This is a genomic window from Pseudomonas sp. PD9R (assembly GCF_019200975.1).
Taxonomy (GTDB): Bacteria; Pseudomonadota; Gammaproteobacteria; order Pseudomonadales; family Pseudomonadaceae; genus Aquipseudomonas.
This window is the reverse complement of sequence record NZ_JAHTMR010000018.1, coordinates 1-19332: the sequence shown is the minus strand read 5'-3', so window position 1 is coordinate 19332 and position 19332 is coordinate 1. Positions and strand designations below refer to the sequence as shown.

19 protein-coding genes and 4 tRNA genes are annotated in these 19332 nt (G+C 53.6%); 13 read left to right on the top strand and 10 right to left on the bottom strand.

The window, feature by feature from the left end; genetic code table 11:
- Positions 1-35 precede the first annotated feature (35 nt).
- A complete protein-coding gene (locus KUF73_RS26345) occupies positions 36-293 on the bottom strand; it encodes a LasR-specific antiactivator QslA (RefSeq protein WP_069551349.1) in 258 nt (85 codons plus the stop codon).
- 169 nt (positions 294-462) lie between these two features.
- Between KUF73_RS26345 and KUF73_RS26340 the strand changes: the two genes are divergently transcribed.
- The 5 genes from KUF73_RS26340 to KUF73_RS26320 all read left to right on the top strand — a co-directional run bounded on the left by KUF73_RS26340 (position 463) and on the right by KUF73_RS26320 (position 5018).
- Positions 463-717 carry a helix-turn-helix domain-containing protein gene (locus tag KUF73_RS26340; RefSeq protein WP_029290836.1) on the top strand — a complete coding sequence of 85 codons (255 nt, stop codon included), beginning with the start codon at positions 463-465 and terminating at the stop codon, positions 715-717.
- 104 nt (positions 718-821) lie between these two features.
- Complete coding sequence (locus tag KUF73_RS26335) at positions 822-1778, top strand: TIGR03756 family integrating conjugative element protein (protein ID WP_218440907.1); 957 nt, start codon at positions 822-824, stop codon at positions 1776-1778.
- Positions 1775-3157, top strand: coding sequence for an integrating conjugative element protein (locus tag KUF73_RS26330; RefSeq protein WP_218440906.1), 1383 nt, complete (start codon positions 1775-1777; stop codon positions 3155-3157). Before KUF73_RS26335 ends, KUF73_RS26330 begins: the two co-directional genes overlap by 4 nt.
- A 3-nt stretch (positions 3158-3160) precedes the next feature.
- Positions 3161-3469, top strand: a complete 309-nt coding sequence (locus tag KUF73_RS26325; RefSeq protein ID WP_218440905.1) for a hypothetical protein — start codon at positions 3161-3163, stop codon at positions 3467-3469.
- A 10-nt stretch (positions 3470-3479) separates the two neighbouring features.
- Complete coding sequence (locus KUF73_RS26320) at positions 3480-5018, top strand: conjugal transfer protein TraG N-terminal domain-containing protein (RefSeq protein ID WP_218440904.1); 1539 nt, start codon at positions 3480-3482, stop codon at positions 5016-5018.
- On the opposite strand, the gene KUF73_RS26315 is transcribed toward KUF73_RS26320, so the two are convergent.
- The gene (locus KUF73_RS26315) at positions 5011-5418 is read right to left on the bottom strand and encodes a DUF3742 family protein (RefSeq protein ID WP_218440903.1); all 408 of its coding nucleotides are present in this window, start codon (positions 5416-5418) and stop codon (positions 5011-5013) included. The genes KUF73_RS26320 and KUF73_RS26315 overlap by 8 nt on opposite strands.
- A 455-nt stretch (positions 5419-5873) precedes the next feature.
- Between KUF73_RS26315 and KUF73_RS26310 the strand changes: the two genes are divergently transcribed.
- Together KUF73_RS26310 and KUF73_RS26305 are read left to right on the top strand one after the other, a co-directional pair.
- Entirely contained in the window at positions 5874-6203 is a 330-nt protein-coding gene (locus KUF73_RS26310) for a hypothetical protein (protein ID WP_218440902.1), read from the top strand.
- A 122-nt stretch (positions 6204-6325) separates the two neighbouring features.
- Entirely contained in the window at positions 6326-7285 is a 960-nt protein-coding gene (locus tag KUF73_RS26305) for an ArdC family protein (protein ID WP_218440901.1), read from the top strand.
- Positions 7286-7416: 131 nt separating this feature from the next.
- Here KUF73_RS26305 and KUF73_RS26300 read toward each other — a convergent pair whose 3' ends face one another.
- Positions 7417-7614, bottom strand: coding sequence for a hypothetical protein (locus KUF73_RS26300; protein ID WP_096143053.1), 198 nt, complete (start codon positions 7612-7614; stop codon positions 7417-7419).
- A 221-nt stretch (positions 7615-7835) separates the two neighbouring features.
- Between KUF73_RS26300 and mobH the strand changes: the two genes are divergently transcribed.
- From mobH to KUF73_RS26285, 3 genes are all read left to right on the top strand, one after another.
- Complete coding sequence (mobH, locus tag KUF73_RS26295) at positions 7836-9560, top strand: MobH family relaxase (RefSeq protein WP_218440900.1); 1725 nt, start codon at positions 7836-7838, stop codon at positions 9558-9560.
- A 312-nt stretch (positions 9561-9872) separates the two neighbouring features.
- The gene (locus tag KUF73_RS26290; RefSeq protein ID WP_218440899.1) at positions 9873-10865 is read left to right on the top strand and encodes a hypothetical protein; all 993 of its coding nucleotides are present in this window, start codon (positions 9873-9875) and stop codon (positions 10863-10865) included.
- 122 nt (positions 10866-10987) lie between these two features.
- A complete protein-coding gene (locus tag KUF73_RS26285) occupies positions 10988-12514 on the top strand; it encodes a DNA methylase (protein WP_256345694.1) in 1527 nt (508 codons plus the stop codon).
- Positions 12515-12520: 6 nt separating this feature from the next.
- Here the strand turns inward: KUF73_RS26285 and KUF73_RS26280 are convergent, their stop codons facing one another.
- From KUF73_RS26280 to KUF73_RS26250, 7 genes are all read right to left on the bottom strand, one after another.
- A complete protein-coding gene (locus tag KUF73_RS26280; RefSeq protein WP_218440898.1) occupies positions 12521-13216 on the bottom strand; it encodes an MAE_28990/MAE_18760 family HEPN-like nuclease in 696 nt (231 codons plus the stop codon).
- A gap of 91 nt (positions 13217-13307) precedes the next feature.
- A complete protein-coding gene (locus KUF73_RS26275; protein WP_256345693.1) occupies positions 13308-14258 on the bottom strand; it encodes a DUF262 domain-containing protein in 951 nt (316 codons plus the stop codon).
- A 309-nt stretch (positions 14259-14567) separates the two neighbouring features.
- Complete coding sequence (locus tag KUF73_RS26270) at positions 14568-15884, bottom strand: integrase arm-type DNA-binding domain-containing protein (RefSeq protein WP_218440897.1); 1317 nt, start codon at positions 15882-15884, stop codon at positions 14568-14570.
- Between the two features lie 233 nt (positions 15885-16117).
- Positions 16118-16194, bottom strand: a tRNA-Asp gene (locus KUF73_RS26265).
- A 15-nt stretch (positions 16195-16209) separates the two neighbouring features.
- Positions 16210-16285: transfer RNA gene (locus tag KUF73_RS26260), tRNA-Val, on the bottom strand.
- Positions 16286-16482: 197 nt separating this feature from the next.
- A tRNA-Asp gene (locus KUF73_RS26255) sits at positions 16483-16559 on the bottom strand.
- Between the two features lie 19 nt (positions 16560-16578).
- A tRNA-Val gene (locus KUF73_RS26250) sits at positions 16579-16654 on the bottom strand.
- Between the two features lie 161 nt (positions 16655-16815).
- Between KUF73_RS26250 and rdgC the strand changes: the two genes are divergently transcribed.
- From rdgC to sugE, 3 genes are all read left to right on the top strand, one after another.
- Complete coding sequence (rdgC, locus tag KUF73_RS26245; protein WP_218440896.1) at positions 16816-17736, top strand: recombination-associated protein RdgC; 921 nt, start codon at positions 16816-16818, stop codon at positions 17734-17736.
- 155 nt (positions 17737-17891) lie between these two features.
- Positions 17892-18857 (top strand): bile acid:sodium symporter family protein, encoded by a 966-nt coding sequence (locus KUF73_RS26240; RefSeq protein ID WP_218440895.1) that lies wholly within the window; start codon positions 17892-17894, stop codon positions 18855-18857.
- A 119-nt stretch (positions 18858-18976) separates the two neighbouring features.
- Complete coding sequence (gene sugE, locus KUF73_RS26235) at positions 18977-19291, top strand: quaternary ammonium compound efflux SMR transporter SugE (RefSeq protein WP_218440894.1); 315 nt, start codon at positions 18977-18979, stop codon at positions 19289-19291.
- The last annotated feature ends 41 nt before the right edge of the window (positions 19292-19332 follow it).

Here is a 19332-nt window from a genome sequence, read left to right as displayed (position 1 = left end):
CTATTCAGTCATCGCGCTCTAAAGCGAGTGACCGGTTATTGCGGTACGCCCCGGAGCCGCTGCTGAATCCTCAACAGGAATCCGGCTTCGAAGGCATCCTGGCAGTCACCGACAGGAAAGGTCTTGCGGGTTTGCGCCAGCTCCCACCACAGGGGAATCTCGCCGGGCGTATCAAGCCAAGCTTGAGCACATTGCACGCCACGTTCGATCATCGAGGCAAACTCGTTGCCCCAAGGTGTCAGAAGACTTGGGCAACCATCCGCCGCAGGAATTGAAATGTAGTTTTCGTCCATACACACCCTAGATTTCTGATTTATTGTTAGACGTGAAGTCCAGCCTCGAAAAGCTTTACGACACCAAATGAACGCTCGATAACAGGCATGAGCATCAAATGGCCTAGATCAATACCAATGTAGACTATATCCCGTGGATTGAGAGTCCCTCAAGGCGCAATTTGCGCGCATGACTCAAGACTACGAACAGCTTCGTCTGCAGCTGGCGGAAAACATCCGCTTGATGCGACGCGTGAAAAACCTGACCCAAGAGCAGCTCGCGCTCATGGCCGAGGTGGATCGCACCTACGTCAGTCAAATCGAACGATGCACGGGCAACCCGTCGCTGTTGGTCCTGTGCAAGCTCGCCAATATTCTCGAAATTACCGCAGATCAGTTACTTGTGGAACCCGATATCCTGCGCAGCGCCCTTCACGTCAAATAATAGTCTCACGTTTCACAAACCCGATAGGTCCGCCTTCATAATTTCCACTGACAGTCTTCAGTCCATAGCCGAACCTGCCCAGGCCATCATCGAGAGCCTGGATCATGTCTGTTGCCTGCTCGTCAATCCCGCCCACGAAGCTAAGACCCTTGGCGCTAAGCATCCTGCTGGCGTGCGGTCCAAGTATGGCGCTGGACACCGGCAGTATCACGTCCTCTGTGCTTTCGCCAAACTGTCTCGAATACAGGGTCGTCGGCATTTGTTTCTGGCTCCTCTGCACGCCCTTCGGCTGCACAGTCAAAACCTCGACCAAGGTTCGTCATTTCATTCCTGAACTGGTGGTCTCGAGCTACGCCACCACCGGCAATAACCCCTGGACCGAGATGGCCACCCTCTCCTCTCCAATCAGCGGTGCGGAAGGTGGCGGCAACCTGATCACCCCGAACACCCTCCGCGACAACCTGCCCCGCTTCAAGAACGTCGATGGCATCGGCCACCCCGGTGGCTGGGTCGCAACGCAACTGGCTTCGCAATCCGGCTATGCCTGCGCCACCGGCGCTACTGCGTTCATGCCCTACTACCTGAGCACCCTGGACTCACTGGCATGGCGCCATGGCATACCGGAAAGTTTTTACCCCGAGTCGCTCATGCCGGGGATCCGTGAAATCGGTCGTCAGGCTTCGGGAAACATGTGGGGCAACGTTTATCCCAGGCAGGGCTTTCTGGTACAGCCCGACGATTTCAAAGCGGCCGCAGTCATGGCGCAACGGGCCGGCGATGTGATTACCCGCAACTGGCAGCCGCATGTGTACTTACCACTCACGCCCGCCAAACGCGACGGCTACTGGCCGCCTGGCCCGATCGTTGAAAACGATGCTTCGACCCACAAATGGCAATTGCTCTACCCTCAGGTTCAGCCCACGTGCGCCATCTTCCCCAGCGATCCGTTACAGAGCGCGGATGGCGGCTACGCCTGGTCGCTGTGGCGTCCCTATAGCTGCTGCAAACGTGAGGGGCAGACCTTCCTGTTCAGCATCGACTTCGAAGGAGGTGCTTCATGAGTCGGCTTCTCGCGCGACCATGGTTGGGCGTGATGAGTCTGTTGCTCTACGGACTGCTCGCCATTGCCACTCATGCCCACGCCGCCGAGGGCGATTACCGCCTGGGCACTCAAGGCGAAGTGCTCGACGACCGGGTGATGTATACCATCGGTGGCGGCTCGGCAGTGGGCTCACCGAGCTCGCTCTACCGACCCAGTGGTCTCGGTGTCGGCGGGTCCTGGCGAGCGAACATGATGTGCGGAAACATGAGCCTCACCAATACCCTGCAAAACCAGCTGAACGGTGCCACCGAAGGTTTCCAGCAGATCATGGGCAGTATCGTGCAGAACGCGACCCAGGCAGTGATGTCGCTGCCAGCGTTGATCATCCAGCGCGCCAACCCCGGCCTCTATGAGTTGCTCAGTAACGGGGTGATGCAGGGGCGCATCGACTTCGATCGTTCCAAGCTGACCTGCCAGGCCATGGCAGAGAAGATGGCGGACAAGGTCGGTCAAGCCGGCTGGGGCGCGCTGGCCAAGAACCAGGAGATGCAGGGCAATCTGGAGCAAACCGGCGGCGATGCGGTGGCTGCGGTGAAAAACACCGAGACCCATAACGGCAACAATGGGGTCTCCTGGGTCGGCGGCTCGAAGGCTGGAGGTAATGGGCAGACACCCATCCGGGTGACCTCTGACGTGGTGCGCGCGGGCTACAACCTGCTGCATAACCGTACGGTGGATGACAGTGCCTCGATCAGTAGCAGTGATTGCCTGGGCGGTGCTATTTGCCAGACCTGGGCTTCGCCCCAGGAGGAATCCGAATGGGCTGTTCGCGTGTTGGGCGAGAGCGAAGTCGCGACCTGCGACAGCTGCGAAACCCTGCGTGCTACCGCTGGCAGCGGATTGACACCGCTGATCCAGGAGGCCTACAGCGAACGCCTCAAGGCCCTGCAAGGGTTGCTGTCGGGTTCACTGCCGCCTACCCCTGACAACCTGGCTAAAGCCTCCAGCCCGATGCTGCCGGTGACCCGTGGTGTGATCGAAGCCCTACGTGACGACCCCGACCAGGATCTGCTGGCGCGACGCCTGGCCAGCGAGACGGCCTTGTCCAGCGTGCTCGACAAAGCACTGCTGCTACTGCGCACCCTGCTGGCAGGCAGTCACGAACCGAACATCGCCTCCGCCGAGCCGGCCCAGACCGCCTTGACGAAAAATATCGACGCCCTGGAGCGTGAAATACGCCTGCTACAAACCGAGCTGCAGGTCCGGCAGATGCTGGCCACCAACACCGCTAGCCTGGTGCTCGATCGGCATGCCGGTGGTGCCGATGCTTCGCGTACCGTCGAGCAAGGCGACCCCGAGCCCGGTCGACTCAATGATGCTGACGCCAGGCGCAAGTGAGCCATGAAACGCTCACCGCTATTCACTCTGCTTTCGAGTCTGGGGATTGCCACGGTGATGATCCTGAGCGCCGCGCTGGTCGCCTGGATCGGCCGCGCTGCGCTGGGTAGTTTCGAGGCCTGGCAGCAGGCATTTGAATCCGCACGGCCTTATCTGCGGTGGTGGCGCGCCCTGCTCTACTGCGCCCTCTTTGCGCTCTGGTGGGATCTGCTTCGGCGCTACCGACATCGACCACAGGATCGACTGCGCGTGAAACGCATCGGAGCATTAGGGCTCGTACTCTTTACCTGCGTCGAACTCACCCGACTGTGAGGTCACCACCATGCTCATGAGCACCAACAGTTACCTGGAGTTTTACCTCTCTCTCCTGGCCTGGATCATCAACAACGGCCTTTGGAGCGTCCTGTCCGACACCGGGCTGTTTGCCGCGCCCTTTGGCGCAATCATCCTCCAAGAATGGCTGTCGGCCCGTCAGCAAGGCGCGGATGAAGGCAACAAGGGGCTGCTCTCGGTGCCGCGGATCGAGAACCGTTTATGGCTAGCCTACATCGTTGTATTGTTCGGCTGCGCGCCCGTCTTTCCTCTGAGCCTCGCATCGATGACGTTCGATGATGCGGCGAGCCAGCGCTGCGGTGTCAGTGTGGCCAGGCCAGCGGAAACCGCTTGGGGGACCACCTTCAACACCATTGGCGAGCGATCTGCCAACGTACCGATCTGGTGGTTTCTGGTGCATGCCTTGAGCAAAGGTGTGACCGCCGCGGCCACTGCCTCCATCCCCTGCGCACCGGATATCCGGCAGTTGCGCATGGAGATCGACAGCTCGCGCATCGACAGTCAGGTACTGCTGCAGGAAGTCGCCGACTTCACTCGCGACTGCTATGGCTATTCCCGTTCTCGCCTGTTCACCAACCGTCCGCAGTTAGACAAAGCACAAAGTCACGACGCGTCCTGGATCGGCTCAAGCTATTTTCTGGACACGCCCGGCTACTACGACACGGATCGTTCACGCACACCGCGAATCAGTTGGCCGTATGACGAAAGCCGCGATGTTTCCTTACCGCGGCTGGAAAATGGCGCAGGCTACCCCACCTGCAAGCAGTGGTGGAACGACAGCGGTGTCGGCTTGCGCGGGCGCTTGATCGAGCAAGTCGATCCCTCGCTGCTGACTCGGCTGAAAGGTTGGTTGACTGGCCGTTCGAACAACGAGATCGAGGATGCCACCCTGCGCGAACTGGTCAGCCCGCGCCAGCAATCGGTGTCCATGTCGCCCGGACAGGTGTACCAGGACTATGGCTCCAGCGCCCGTGGCGGCTCGATCAATCAGGGGCTCAATAACCTCGCCACCAATACCGGGTTGGCCCTCGGCTCCTTCAGCAACTTCCCGGCAATGAATGCACTACGCGCCGCCTTGCCAATGGTGCAGGCCTTCCTGATCATGGGCATCATCATCAGCTTGCCGCTGATCCTGCTGGTCAGTACCTATCAGCTGAAAACCGTCATGACCGTGACGTTCGCGCTGTTCACCTTGCACATGCTGAGTTTCTGGTGGGAATTGGCGCGCTGGGTCGACTCCAGCATGCTAGACACTTTGTACAACCAGGTTTCGGCGTCCAATCAAGTGCTGTTGTCGCTGCCTTCGTCCGGTTTTATGGATGGGACTGTCACCGCGCAAGTGATCGAGTATGTGATGGGGGCGATGTTCTTGGTGCTGCCTGGACTGTTTTTGGTCGCCATGAGCTGGGCTGGCTACTCAATCGGCAACAGCCTTGAGGGGATGCTAGGTGGTGCAAGCAAAGCCGCGCATGGTGCAGCGGGCAAAGGAGCAGATCAGTTGATGGGTGCTACGAAGAAGTTTATCTGACGTCATCTGATGATTTGAAATGACCTATGTAGTGGCCATTGTCATCGAAGTTGCCAAGATAAGAGTTAGCCCCAAGGTAGTCAGGACCTGGATTGTCCTCTTCAAGATCCGTGTCGAAGACAGCCTTGAACTGCAGAAGGGCAATCACAGCGATCATCACCACAACAGAAGCGACCAGCCAAAAACCGATAAAGAGCAGCCCTCCGACCAACGCCAACTTGGCAGTCAGAAAACTCCCGCGAACAAGAAATTTACCTGCGGGCATACCTGCCGTCTCCGCACGCCCAACCACACGGGATTCAAATGTTTTTAACTTACGGTAACCACGCTTCACCGACATACCACAGGCGTATGCCCAGCGGTGGGCACGTGAATTGTGAATAGGTTGCTGAGTCGGCATGGTTTCGCCCTCTTCTGAGCGTTTTCATGGTTGAGACAAGAGTAATAGCCTACTACTGAAAACGGCCCGTGCCTGACCGCCTATCAGTTTTCCCGGCCGAAAAATCTTCATTGGAAGGCAGAAGACAAACCCCGGGAAGCAGCGTCTCTAGAGTGATTGACCCATATAAATAGTCCAGTTAAATACAAGATACGGATCGCTGTTATCGACAGCACTTTCCCAGGTAGCCAGAACCTTCAAGGCTACGTCACTTCGGTGATGGCTCTCCCCAAGTGCGATTAGCGTTCGGTGGCTCGCACGATGACCGTTGCTACGGTGATGAACGCCTACTGCTCTCCGGAGCGCCTTTCGAGCTCTGCTCGTCAGGCAAACCTTCTTGTTTTTCTTCAACCCACCGCGGGGAAGTTCTTTCCCCCACGGGACAGGTTTCTTCGCGCTTTCAACGGAGGCACACTATGTCCGACTCACTTACACCGGAAGCACTGAACACCCTTCGGTTGCCCATCGTGTTCACGCCTGGCGCTTGGCAACGCGCAGTTCTGCTCGAACGCTCAGGTCCTCCTGAGAAGCTGCAGGTCGATCAACTGAGCAACGTATTGCGCACAGCCTTCGAGGCTCACCTGGCCTCTCCACACGAGCCCTATGTAGTGTTCGAGGTAGCCCAAATCGCCTCGACGGGTCATCCACGCCATGACCCGTTGCTGCAACTGAGCCTTAGCCTACTCCAAGAACCGGGCCAGCCTGCCGTCTTGCTGATAGCGCTTGCAGGAGAACACCAGCGCTAAGCGCAATTGGCGACGCCCACCTCCACATTCGGACGGCATGCAAGTCCTGCATCAATCCAACCCACCGGGGAACCCTCCCCGACGGGCAAGGCGTTCCTCCGTTTTCTCTCGAGGAAAATGCCATGCGCGATATCTACCAAGACGTGACTGACAAGATCGTTACCGCTTTGAACCAAGGCGTTGCCCCCTGGATCAAACCCTGGTCCTCAAGTGGCTCAGCTTACATCGGTCATCAACCCTACCCCATCAACGCCATCACGCATCGTCCCTATTCAGGTATCAATTTACCGTTGCTCTGGGCCGAGGCCAGGTTGCAGGGGTTCACTCAAGATCGTTGGCTGACCTTCAACCAAGCCAAAAAGGCCGGCGGGCACATTCGTAAGGGTGAGCACAGCGCCCTGGCAGTGCTCTACAAGCCGATGGAGCGCGAGGAACAGACCGAGTCAGGCCAACCCGTACTCGATGAAAACGGGCAGCCCAAGGTCGCTCACTTTGGCATTCTCAGGACGCATTTTCTGTTCAACATCGAGCAAACGGAGGGGCTCGAAATGCTCAATAAAACCCTGCTCGAAACGGAACCGACCGATCCCTTCCAGGCCAACAGCCTTGCGGAAAATCTGCTGTTAAGTTCAGGCGCACGCATCGTTCATCGGCCTGCCGACGAAGCCTTTTACCACCCGATCAGGGATCTCATCCAACTGCCGACAAAAGCACAATTTCACGATGAAGGCGGGTACTACGCCACCGCACTGCACGAGCTGACGCACTGGACCGGGCATCACGCTCGGTTGCAGCGCGACGGGGTGACATCGGCCTATCCGTTCGGCTCGCCAGGCTATGCCTTTGAGGAGTTGATCGCTGAGATGGGTGCTGCGTTTTTATGCGCCTACACCGGAATACAGGGAGAGCTGCGGCATGCGGGCTACATCGACTCCTGGCTCGGCCTGCTCAAGGCTGACAAACGCGCGATCTTTCGCGCCAGTGGTCAGGCCCGAAGCGCCTCGGAATATGTACTCAACCTGGAGCAGCAACTGAAGCGAGCGGTCTTGGACGACTCACTCTGCATGAACGATGGAGCTTGATCGGTACCTCTCCGCTGCAAACGCTTCACAGGGTCCAACACGAGTTGGACCCTTTTTTCTGCGCCCAGAAAAACCCTCATGCCGCCGGCACTGACGTAAAGAGTCAGGGATGGGCACACACCCGCAGCCTGTCATTCCGCATCCAGGTTCTGCGCCAGAAAATCCACCAGATCGAGCGGACTTCGGCTATCGATCACCTTGTAGATCAGATCGCGTTTACTGCGCGGTAACTTCTTGACCACGCTCTTCGCCGAGGCCCGGACGGCTTCGTCGGTCCCATGGATACGTGCCGCGAGCAGCAGCACGAGCGTGGCGTCAGTGAGGTTCATGGCAAGACCCAAAAAATATGCACCGCAGTGTACCGACTCTTGTCTTTGCCGTACTAGCCCCAACAAAACGATGCCTAGCCGTATCCATATTCCGATTGCCATGCAAAGGGACACGAGCCAAAAGGACGGGTAAGGGTTGGAAGGGAATGGGGACTCAAGGGTAAGAGCTCTATCCGAAAAGGCTAAAAGGCCACTGACCCAGCCACTTCCCGGAGGTCACGATGCTCAGCCTGTTTCGCCGCAAAAGGCAGAAGCCCCCTCCGCCACCGACCGTCAACGTCACCGAAGGTTACCTGTCCATCGAGTCGGCTCACAACTTGTTAGCCGCGGAGCACCGCCGCCAGCTGGTCGATCGCATCTGGCAGTACACCGCCCTCTCCCACGCGCAGTTCATCCAGCTCTATTTAAATCCGATCCATCGCTACGCCGAACAGGTCCAGCAACTCCCGGCCAGCGAGACGCACCATCATGCGTATCTCGGCGGCATGCTCGACCATGGACTGGAACTGGTCGCCTGCAGTTTGAAACTGCGCCAATCCTATCTGCTTCCCACTGGTGCGGCGCCCGAAGACCAGGCCGCCCAGACTGACGCCTGGTCCGCCGGCATCGCCTATGGCGCGCTGCTGCATGACATTGGCAAGATCGCCGTGGACCTGCTGGTTGAACGCCAAGATGGCCGTCTTTGGCATCCTTGGCAGGGCCCCCTGGATCAGCCCTACCGTTTTCGTTACCTCAAAGGTCGCGACTACCACCTGCACGGCGCCGCTGCAGGCTTGCTCTACACCCAGATTCTCGACCGTCCCATCCTCGATTGGCTCAGTGGATTTCCGTCGCTGTGGGCCAGCTTGCTGTATGTCCTGGCGGGTCAGTACGAGCGCGCCGGTGTGCTGGGCGAGTTGGTCATTCAGGCCGACCGCGTCTCTACCGCGCAGAACATCGGTGGTAACCCGAACAAAGCGCTCCAGGCACCCATCCATTCGCTGCAACATCACTTGATCAGCGGACTGCGCCATCTGGTTCAACATGAGCTGAAACTCAACCAGCCGGGTGCCGCGGGTTGGTTGACTCACGACGCACTGTGGCTCGTCAGCAAGACGGTCACGGATAAGCTACGGGCCTATCTGCTGTCGCAATCGATTGAGGGCATTCCCTCATCCAACATCGCTGTGTTCGACGAACTCCAGTCGCATGGGCTGGTCGAGTCTACCCCCGAAGGCAAAGCCATCTGGACCGCACTCGTCGCACAGGGAAACTGGGAGCAGACCTTTACCTTTCTGTGCCTTCAACCGGCGTTGATTTGGGGAAGCGAAGACCGCCCCGAAGCTTTCAGCGGAACGGTGAGCGTTGCAGCCGATGACCACTCGACTGACGCTTCGGCATCACTAGCAGCGCCTAAGACTGTCAGTACAAGATCGCGTCAAAGCTCTTCGCTAACAGACCCCATGGCGATGGAAGACGCTGACTATCTCGGCACGCTGTTGGATATGTTCGAGCTGGAAGAGCCTGAGATCAGCGACGCATCGTCAGCAAGCACTCTCGAAATCTCAAATCCCTCATCGGATGACCCTGGTCAGGCATTCCTGAATTGGGTCAAGGAAGGCATCCTGAGTCACAAGCTGATCATCAATGACAGCAAGGCTAAAATCCACACGGTGTGTGGCAGCGTATTTCTGGTCACGCCTGGTCTCTTCCAACGTTATGTCCAAGAGTTTCCTGGCATCGCCAAGAGGGTCGATCAAGAGATTGAAGAATGGCGTTGGGTACAGAAGCAGTTCGAGAAACTGAAGGTCCACAGGAAGCGAGACAACGGTCTGAATATCTGGGCGTGCCAAGTGCAAGGCCCTAGGAAGAAAACCACCCTGAAGGGGTATCTGATTGAGAAGCCGAAGCTATTTTTTGAATTGATACCACCCGACAATCCTTTTCTTACAATCGAAAAAGACTAAATTTTCGTAATTGTTGCCTGATGTGAGTCGAAACGCAGAGTTGACTATCGAGTCAACTCATTACTGCATCGCTCCATTGCCCATCTTCGACAGTGCATCGCGCCGATGATGAATTCTCTTTAGTCGTTAAAAGCCCCTACAAGACTGGTGCTACGCAGTGAGCCCTATTGCTAAGGACTCCCGCCTGCCACCAGAGACAATAAAAACCCAAAGCTCAAGAAATTTTATTCTAACCGAAATTTTTCTGGCAATTCAGGACGCAACCTCCGTAGGCTTCTGTTAAGAATTGACCATTAAGAGCTTGAGCACAGCATGGACACGAACCTCTCAAGAGTAATAACGAATTACCAAATATGCGTACGTAAGGCGGTCGAGCTTATGCAAAGATCGGGTATACCATTGCCTTCTACTTCTCTAGACTGGATCGACACAGACATCCCTAACCACGGAAAACTCAAAGGAGATATTCCTTATTACAAGCATGGTCACGGGTGTACTGTTTATTCATCTGACGGAAAAATAGACTTCGATTTTGGAGAAGATGGTGAGATAGATGGATTTGACTTATGGAGACTATCAAATTTTGCGAAATTAAGACCAAGTGAACACGGCCACATCAATGAAAAACTGATGGAAAAACTTTTTGCAGAGTCAGTTAAAAACGGTTCAATAATTCACTCAGGCTATCTCCTTTACTACATAGCAAACACCAATCGCGTATATGCTATAGAAGCCCTAAACATTTCACCTAGTGACAAGCTCCCGAGCTCGAATCAAGATCCTGTATTAACGCTGTACACACACTACTTTCTCGCCGCAGATTTAATGCGTAACAACTATCTAGCCCTTGATAAAAAATGGCTGAAAAAAAATCGCCTAAGCCAAGGAGAACAAATCAAAATTGGAGTATACCTCTCTTCTTGGCTAGGTTTTCTTGCGGTAACGTGTGAAGGATTCAACAAGTTAAACATGAGGCTATTATTGCAGAACAACCGCCCGCCGAACTTCCAAAAACTTATTTCGGCCAGTGATGACATAGGAAAAACATTAAAGCTTCACACTGACGCATTAAGAAAATTCAGAAACACAGTTTTTCATCTTCGAGACAATATTGAGGCAGTGAATCACTTCTTTGCCCACGACGCAGATCGACTTCCATGGGCGATTGAATTACACTCTACTATTGAGAAGTTTTTCTCTAAGTACCGAGTCCAATGTGAAGTTCACTATTTAACCAATGACCGACAGAGCGAGTCGCAATTAGGACGAATGAAATCTGAGCCTGTCATTAAGAAGGTCAACTAACTATTACTCCAAGCACACTCTTGGAAATTTCGTTCTAGGGTCACATCAATGCGAAAACGCCTAGTAGGCAACCTCTAATTTTTCAAACCTAACCTTCTGAGCTCGCTTGCCCCGGTACACGCTTGATCTCTCCTGCGTTGGCTGGGAAACCCGAGGTTTGCTCCGATGCAAAGCCCCTTTTCACCAGGCTCGGTAATATTTTCGCTGCCCAGGCTTGTGGGCTAGCCCCATCATCAGGTATCGAACAGACAACTCAAGCCGGAATGGCTCGCTGGAGGCTACGAAGCAAGGTAGAATTCAGGTCAGAGTCCCTTACCACCTTATTACGCTGTGAAAAAACCTTGTTAGACTACTCTCAAATCGCGAATCCCAAAAGGCACCTCGACTTATCGCAGTCGGACAGTAGGAAGCTTTTTCCTTACTATGCGGGGTTTTCGAGTGCCTTCGTCGAGAGCACTCTTGATTCGATTTGTCTTCCAGCAGGAGCCAAAATTTTCGATCCTTGGAATGGAAGCGGAACCACTACAACTGCAGCTTTCAAACGTGGCTTTGATGTAGTTGGTTCAGATCTAAACCCGGCCATGATTCTAGTCGCAAAGGCAGCGTTTGTTTCAAAGTTAGACATAGAAAGCCTTGTCCCCATTGCGCATTCAATTGCAAAAAAAAATATCACTTTATCAATAGCAAATCCTACCGATCCATTATGCAATTGGCTGGAGAAAAACACCGCTCAAATAATTCGAAAACTAGAAATCAGCATTAACCGAATTCTGATTTCCCCTTCATCTTATCTTCAGCTTCATTCTACAGAAGCGCTACAAAAAGTTACGCCGTTGGCTGCCTTTTTTTACCTGGCTCTCTTTAAAGTGATGCGACAACTTACACAAACATTTGTTGCATCCAACCCTACCTGGATCAAAACATCAAAAAGCAACGAAACTAAAATCGCCGCAACCAAAAAATTCATAAATGAATTATTTATAAAAGAGGTTGAACTACTTAGTTTTCAGCACATGCAAGTAGCTCTTCAACACGAAAAAAGAACCAACAATGTAGAACTACTTTTATCCAATGCTGAAAACCTTCCTTTGGAATGCGGCTCCGTAGATGCCATTATCACTTCCCCTCCATACTGCACAAGAATCGACTATGCAATTGCGACTTATGTTGAGCTTGCCACTTTAGGAATTGGCGGTGAGAGCTTCTCAAATCTGAGACGATCCCTTACTGGCAGCTCCACTGTATCTTCCGTGCATTCAGAAATTAAAGAGCAGTGGGGCGAAGAATGCGGAACATTTTTGAATGCATTACAAAAGCATCCATCCAAGGCGTCCTCAACGTACTATCTCAAAAACCATTTACAATACTTTGAGTCATTATACAAATCACTAAGTGAAGCCTCTAGAGTAATGAGAACGGGAGCACCTTGCGTTTTAGTCGTACAAAACTCTTACTACAAAGAAATACGTAACGACATTGCCAAAATAATTATAGAAATGGCTAATAGCATTTCACTAAAACTTACTCACCAAGCTGACTTCAGCGCATCGCGCTCAATGGTTGACTTGAATAAAAACTCAAAAAAATACATCTCAAACCGTTCAACTATTGAAAGTGTAATTTTTTTGGCCAAGGAGCCCAGCATCTAGCACCACTCACCTATACATTGAGCGATGTCTTGACTTAACAAAGCGTAGATCTATAGCGTGCTGTTCAACAGTATCTAAAAAATAAGAGCACACGCTATATACAACATTCAGCCTTAACTCTACCTCTTGAACAGATAATCCCTGACCTGCATCCGTGGCAGATTCCCTGCCATGCGCTACCGCATTGCGCCTTTCGGTTATTTCACTAAAGTAACCTACTTCACTTTCATGCAGTGTCGCTGGTTTGTTAATACCAAGGCACAAAAAAATCTCTAAGACGGTTTTTGGGTACACATTATGTAAGAAGCTACCAAAAACCGTGTCAGGTATACTGCAAACAGCAGCTGATTGCACACCAGCAAAAATCGCCCGTCGTGCCTCCCATTTTTTCTTTTCCGACCCATCACGGGCAGAGGCAAGCTGTGAGTTTAATGCTATTGAGTACAGCGACTGTTCTAAATGCTTTGTACTTACCCTCAATCCACACAAGTGATTGATGAAGGATTGCACTCCCTGGGTGATTGCATACTCCAGCGCTCCGTACAAATTTACATATATAACTCCTCTAAGAACAGAGGACAAGGGAGTTGGAGGCTTCGGAACCCCCTCTTGTGGTTCCTCGTTTTTTATTTGTGAAAGCAGCTCTCGAGCTTCTGCCAGTCTAACATTTACCCCTTCTCTAACATACCGACAAATTGTCATAATGAATCTCGTACTAACTCGATACGACCAATCACAAATTTCTTTTGGTTTGATCCTGCACCCGTATATTTTTTTAGATCAACATCATTTATTAAGGCGGGGATTTTTTTGCGTCAATTACCTTACCCCCCTTAATAGCTAAGGCGACCCCAACTGAAAATGCCTCATAAAGATTGGCTGGAGTAGTGCCTCTACCTCTCGAAATGCCTTTCGGAAATGCTTCGTGCAAAACAGCCACCATTTGTTCAAATAGCTGTTTATCTTTAGCACTGAGCCCCATATGACGCCGGTCATTCATATACTCATTAAGGAAATCCTTAACAATATGATTGAATTTATTATAGTTATCTAAGTATGCAAAAAATCTAAGGACCAGCTCTTCATAAGTACCGTTAGACCCTTTGCCATCTTGCACTTTAACAACACTTCTGAAACTTGGCCGCGAAGCAAGCTCTTTAATATCATCATTAAATTGCCCTCGATAGACGCAGTTCCTTATTTCTTGAGGGGTCAGCGATACCCCCCCTGTATTAAGACGCTCAAACAAATCAAACCTTACAGCCAAATCACTTCTATCGTTTAATACAGTCACTCGGATAGGGCGAGTCAAAAATTGTAGTTGTATCGATTTCGGCAAGTCCTGAAATTTAATCCCATTGAAATAGTCTAACTTCTCCAACCCTTTTAGTACTAACGGCTCATTTTTTTGTATTTTATCTAAAAGTTCTACTGACCCCACAAAATGACTCAGCGAGCCAAGTCGCTGAACGCCATCTACGACTTCCCAGGTGGAATCCGGATTTGTAGCCATAAACAAACTTGGTACTGGGATCCCTAAGAAAACCGATTCAATGAGTACAGATTGCCGACCTGCATCCCAAATAAATTGGCGCTGATACTCTGGCGGCACGAACACGTCGCCTGATTCCACCATATCAAGAATTTGCCTTACAGAAAGATCATAACTATCAAAAGATACTGTTTTCCGCTTACTCTCTAACTGAGACTGTATAAAACTAATTTGCTTGGTGGTCAGCGCCATGGATCAATATTCCTTTGTGTGCTCGCCTGTCATTCTCGCATGAGATAGAACGCAATTTCAGCCCGTTTAAGAGTAGATCAGCCATCCTTCGTTTTCAGATGACTGTATACCATTTCACTCAAACATAAACGGGCTAACGGCAGCGCTGAGCTTAAGGCAACATTCACATCCCCTGTCACACGAGTGCTAGGGCATGAAACACTCCATAACTGATCCAAGCGCGTCGTATAGCTAGAGCTTAGCAATCTAAGCCATTGAAAAATATGGTTGGAATGGAGTGATTCGAACGCCTGCCCCTAGCCCCCCACGCTATTGATCAACAGACTCAAGCTGAAGGCCCAAAGAACCCGTTGAAGCCCGCCCGATCTGCGGCATATAAGCCTCGGGCGCAGGCGCCGGTAAATCGAACTCCAGTGCATCTAACAAATCCGCCCAATATTGCATCATCCTGCGCCTCGGCTCGACGTATTCCGCATGATTGTACGCAGCCCGAATTTGGTTCGCATCAGCGTGGGAAAGCTGCGCCTCAATCCATTCTTCGACAAAGCCAACCTCATTGAGCGCCGTTGAGAGGGTGGCCCTGATGCCATGACCGGTGAGCCTTCCTTTGTAACCCATCCGGCTGATCGCGGTGTTAAGGGTATTTTCACTGATCATTTCCTGCGGTTCGTATCGGTGAACCAGCAGATACCGTGCACCGCGCGTCCTTAACTGCATCAGCCGCTGCACAATTGCAATTGCTTGAGTAGACAGCGGAATCACATAAGGTGGAATCTCATTTCCCTGTGTTCGCACACGACTTCGGAGCTGCTTCACACCCTCCGGCGGCACCAGCCAGATCCCCTTGTCGAAGTCGAATTGGTCTGGCGTCGCCGCCCGTAGCTCTCCTGTACGCACGCCCGTCAGCAGCAATAGACGAATACCAAGCCGTGTCGTTTCTGCACACTCATAGTGGGTGACGGTCCTGAGCAATCCTGGAAGTTCATTTACTTGGAGGAAGGGATTATGGCGGACTGGTCGCGGCGTCTCAGCAACGATATCAAGGTCTGCTGCCGGGTTCACATCGATTAGCCCCTCCGCCATAGCAAAACGAAAGATCTGGTTGAGCCAGGTGCGTACCTTTCGAGCAGAGACTAGCGCCCCTCGGCGCTCAATTCGCCTAATGAGCTCCAGCACGTCACCACGAGAAATATCCGCGATCGGAAGATCGCCCAAACACGGCAGCATGTCCTTCTTCAGGTATTTGCTGGCTTGCCCTGCACTGCCCTTCTTACTTTTCGTCAGTTTTTTACTTCGGAACTCATGCCAGCGATCAGCAACCGCTTCAAACGTGTTGTTGGCGGCGTGAGAGGCTTTCTGCCGCTCGGCACGACGATGTGATCGGGGATCGACATTGTTGGCCACCAGCGCACGTGCAGCCTCTCTCCGCCGACGAGCCTCCTTGAGACTCACGTCGGGATAGGTGCCGAGGGAAATACGCAATTGCTTGTCATGCCAATAGAAACGGAAATGCCAGCGCTTCGAACCCGTCGCGGGCACCTGCAGAGATAAGCCATCCCCATCAGTTAACGTATAAGGCTTGCTGGCGGGCTTGGCTTGCTTGATCGCTGTATCTGTCAGAGCCATCAGACACCTCCTTTTACATCTAGGAGGGGAATACAACCCAGCAGTAGACGAACCAATACGAAAATTGATGCGCAAGAAATCGTAAAAGGCTGTGCCAGCGGTGTACTTAAATGTGTACTTAAAAACCGTGGCTCGAGATGGATTCCAGTGGAATTCAGGAAACGAAAAAAGCGGCACGAGGCCGCTGTTTCCGTGGCTTCCAGGCGTTCAGTGGGCCTTAGTGGAAGCAAATATGGCGCAGCGGACGGGACTCGAACCCGCGACCCCCGGCGTGACAGGCCGGTATTCTAACCGACTGAACTACCGCTGCGCGTAGCGTTGAAAGTGGTGGGTGATGACGGGATCGAACCGCCGACATTCTGCTTGTAAGGCAGACGCTCTCCCAGCTGAGCTAATCACCCTTTACCTTCGTTGCGGGGCGCATTATGCCACAGGTTTTTATAAAGTGTTGATTTAATTGAAGTTTTTTCAAAAAAATCTAAAAACCGGTGAAACGATGCACACCACGGGACAACATACAAACTTGAGGCAGAAAAAAGCCCGCCTAAGCGGGCTCTTCCGTGGTGACCTGGCGTTCAGTGTTCCAGGTTACCGAATATGGCGCAGCGGACGGGACTCGAACCCGCGACCCCCGGCGTGACAGGCCGGTATTCTAACCGACTGAACTACCGCTGCGCGTAACACTGAATGAGAATGGTGGGTGATGACGGGATCGAACCGCCGACATTCTGCTTGTAAGGCAGACGCTCTCCCAGCTGAGCTAATCACCCTTCACGTTCGGTGTGGCGCGCATTCTACGGAGCGACCCTACCTCTGGCAAGCACTTTTTTAATTAATTTTTTCATGCCTTCCAAAGGCTTAGAGAAGGGTTGGCCTATGGCACGGCGAAGACAATAATGCCCTCCTTTGCATATAAGGAGAGACTCACCCCATGTGGTTCAAAAACCTGCTTATCTATCGCCTGACCCAAGATCTGCCTGTTGATGCCGAGGCGTTGGAAGCTGCACTGGCCACCAAACTGGCGCGTCCATGTGCAAGCCAGGAGTTGACCACCTACGGTTTCGTCGCGCCATTCGGCAAGGGCGAAGATGCGCCGCTGGTGCATGTCAGCGGCGACTTCCTGCTGGTCAGCGCCCGCAAGGAAGAACGCATTCTGCCGGGTAGCGTCGTGCGTGACGCGGTAAAGGAAAAGGTCGAAGAGATCGAAGCCGAGCAGATGCGCAAGGTCTATAAGAAAGAACGCGACCAGATCAAGGATGAAATCATCCAGGCCTTCCTGCCCCGCGCCTTCATTCGTCGTTCGTCGACTTTCGCCGCCATCGCGCCGAAACAAGGCCTGATCCTGGTCAACTCGGCCAGCCCGAAACGCGCCGAAGACCTGCTGTCTACCTTGCGTGAAGTGATCGGCACCCTGCCGGTGCGTCCGCTGACCGTGAAGATGTCGCCGACCGCGACCATGACCGAATGGGTCACCACTCAGAAAGCCGCGGACGGTTTCTTTGTGCTGGACGAGTGCGAGCTGCGTGACACCCACGAAGACGGTGGCATTGTGCGTTGCAAGCGTCAGGACCTGACCAGCGAAGAGATTCAGCTGCACCTGAGCACCGGTAAAGTGGTTACTCAACTGTCGCTGGCCTGGCAGGACAAGCTGTCTTTCGTCCTCGACGACAAAATGGTGGTCAAGCGCCTGAAGTTTGAAGACCTGTTGCAAGACCAGGCGGAACAGGACGGTGGCGAGGAAGCGTTGGGCCAACTGGACGCCAGCTTCACTTTGATGATGCTGACCTTCGGTGACTTCCTGCCGGCGCTGGTTGAAGCGCTGGGTGGGGAAGAGACGCCGCAGGGCATCTAATGCCTTGATAGGCGGCGCCTGTAAAAAAGACCGCAGCCTTCGGCAGCTCCTACATTTGGAATGCGTTTTCCTGTAGGCGTTGCCGAAGGCTGCGATCTTTTTGCAGGCAACGTATGCTTAGCTCCCTAACGCTTTTACATAATAAGGAGCAGGCCATGCGTGCACTGGCTGCATTGAGTCGTTTTGTCGGCAACACCTTTGCTTACTGGGTACTGATTTTCGCCGTCGTGGCGTTTCTGCAACCCGCATGGTTCATCGGCCTGAAAGGCGCCATCGTGCCGCTGCTGGGGCTGGTGATGTTCGGCATGGGCCTGACCCTCAAGCTCGAAGACTTCGCCGAAGTCGCTCGTCATCCATGGCGCGTGGCATTGGGCGTGGTTGCACATTTCGTGATCATGCCCGGTGTGGCGTGGTTGCTCTGCCAGGCGTTTCATTTGCCGCCAGAGATTGCTGTCGGTGTGATTCTGGTCGGCTGCTGCCCAAGTGGCACCTCGTCGAACGTGATGACCTGGCTGGCACGCGGTGATCTGGCGCTGTCGGTGGCAATCGCTGCCGTGACCACCCTCCTCGCTCCGCTGCTGACCCCGGCATTGATCTGGCTGTTGGCCTCCGCCTGGTTGCCGGTGTCGTTCATGGAGCTGTTCTGGTCGATTCTGCAAGTGGTGCTATTGCCGATCGTGCTGGGTGTGGTTGCCCAACGACTGCTCGGTAATCGGGTTCGCCACGCGGTAGACGTACTGCCGCTGGTGTCGGTGGTGAGCATCGTGATCATCGTTACGGCAGTGGTTGCCGCCAGCCAGGCGAAGATCGCCGAGTCCGGCCTGCTGATCATGGCCGTGGTCATGCTGCACAACAGTTTTGGTTATTTGCTGGGTTATTTCACCGGTCGCCTGTTCAAATTGCCATTGGCCCAGCGAAAATCCCTGGCGCTGGAAGTCGGCATGCAGAACTCCGGCTTGGGTGCAGCCCTGGCCAGCGCTCACTTCTCGCCATTGGCGGCAGTGCCGAGCGCGTTGTTTAGTGTGTGGCACAACATTTCCGGGGCGTTGCTCTCGACGTATTTCCGCCGGATGAGCGAGAAAGAGGATCGCCGCATCGCGGCTCAGCAAACGGCTGACTGACTCGTAAACTTGATCCTCGGGTTAATGCTGGGCACTATATTGCGCAACGTGAGGACGACCTCGCGGCTCGATCGAATCATTAACCTGGGGACGACCCCGTCAATTGATGGAGGTCATTCATGTCCTGGATCATTCTGTTTTTTGCCGGTCTGTTCGAAGTCGGCTGGGCTGTTGGCCTGAAATACACCGACGGCTTCAGCCGCCCCCTCCCCACCGCATTGACCGTTGCAGCCATGGGCGTCAGCCTTGGCTTGCTGGGCCTGGCGATGAAGGAATTGCCGCTGGGCACGGCTTATGCGATCTGGACTGGTGTGGGTGCCGTCGGCACGGTGATCGCCGGGATCATCCTGTTTGGTGAATCCATGGCGCTGGTGCGATTGGCGAGTGTAGGGTTGATTATTGCCGGGTTGGTTGGGCTCAAGGCTAGCGCTTAGGCCACTGGCCTCATCGCGGGCAAGCCCGGCCCCCACAGGTT

Bases quoted from the DNA above. Each gene is read 5' to 3' on its own strand.
- KUF73_RS26345 (WP_069551349.1), bottom strand. From the start codon at position 293: ATGGACGAAAACTACATTTCAATTCCTGCGGCGGATGGTTGCCCAAGT.
- KUF73_RS26340 (WP_029290836.1), top strand. From the start codon at position 463: ATGACTCAAGACTACGAACAGCTTCGTCTGCAGCTGGCGGAAAACATC.
- KUF73_RS26335 (WP_218440907.1), top strand. From the start codon at position 822: ATGTCTGTTGCCTGCTCGTCAATCCCGCCCACGAAGCTAAGACCCTTG.
- KUF73_RS26330 (WP_218440906.1), top strand. From the start codon at position 1,775: ATGAGTCGGCTTCTCGCGCGACCATGGTTGGGCGTGATGAGTCTGTTG.
- KUF73_RS26325 (WP_218440905.1), top strand. From the start codon at position 3,161: ATGAAACGCTCACCGCTATTCACTCTGCTTTCGAGTCTGGGGATTGCC.
- KUF73_RS26320 (WP_218440904.1), top strand. From the start codon at position 3,480: ATGCTCATGAGCACCAACAGTTACCTGGAGTTTTACCTCTCTCTCCTG.
- KUF73_RS26315 (WP_218440903.1), bottom strand. From the start codon at position 5,418: ATGCCGACTCAGCAACCTATTCACAATTCACGTGCCCACCGCTGGGCA.
- KUF73_RS26310 (WP_218440902.1), top strand. From the start codon at position 5,874: ATGTCCGACTCACTTACACCGGAAGCACTGAACACCCTTCGGTTGCCC.
- KUF73_RS26305 (WP_218440901.1), top strand. From the start codon at position 6,326: ATGCGCGATATCTACCAAGACGTGACTGACAAGATCGTTACCGCTTTG.
- KUF73_RS26300 (WP_096143053.1), bottom strand. From the start codon at position 7,614: ATGAACCTCACTGACGCCACGCTCGTGCTGCTGCTCGCGGCACGTATC.
- mobH (WP_218440900.1), top strand. From the start codon at position 7,836: ATGCTCAGCCTGTTTCGCCGCAAAAGGCAGAAGCCCCCTCCGCCACCG.
- KUF73_RS26290 (WP_218440899.1), top strand. From the start codon at position 9,873: ATGGACACGAACCTCTCAAGAGTAATAACGAATTACCAAATATGCGTA.
- KUF73_RS26280 (WP_218440898.1), bottom strand. From the start codon at position 13,216: ATGACAATTTGTCGGTATGTTAGAGAAGGGGTAAATGTTAGACTGGCA.
- KUF73_RS26275 (WP_256345693.1), bottom strand. From the start codon at position 14,258: ATGGCGCTGACCACCAAGCAAATTAGTTTTATACAGTCTCAGTTAGAG.
- KUF73_RS26270 (WP_218440897.1), bottom strand. From the start codon at position 15,884: ATGGCTCTGACAGATACAGCGATCAAGCAAGCCAAGCCCGCCAGCAAG.
- rdgC (WP_218440896.1), top strand. From the start codon at position 16,816: ATGTGGTTCAAAAACCTGCTTATCTATCGCCTGACCCAAGATCTGCCT.
- KUF73_RS26240 (WP_218440895.1), top strand. From the start codon at position 17,892: ATGCGTGCACTGGCTGCATTGAGTCGTTTTGTCGGCAACACCTTTGCT.
- sugE (WP_218440894.1), top strand. From the start codon at position 18,977: ATGTCCTGGATCATTCTGTTTTTTGCCGGTCTGTTCGAAGTCGGCTGG.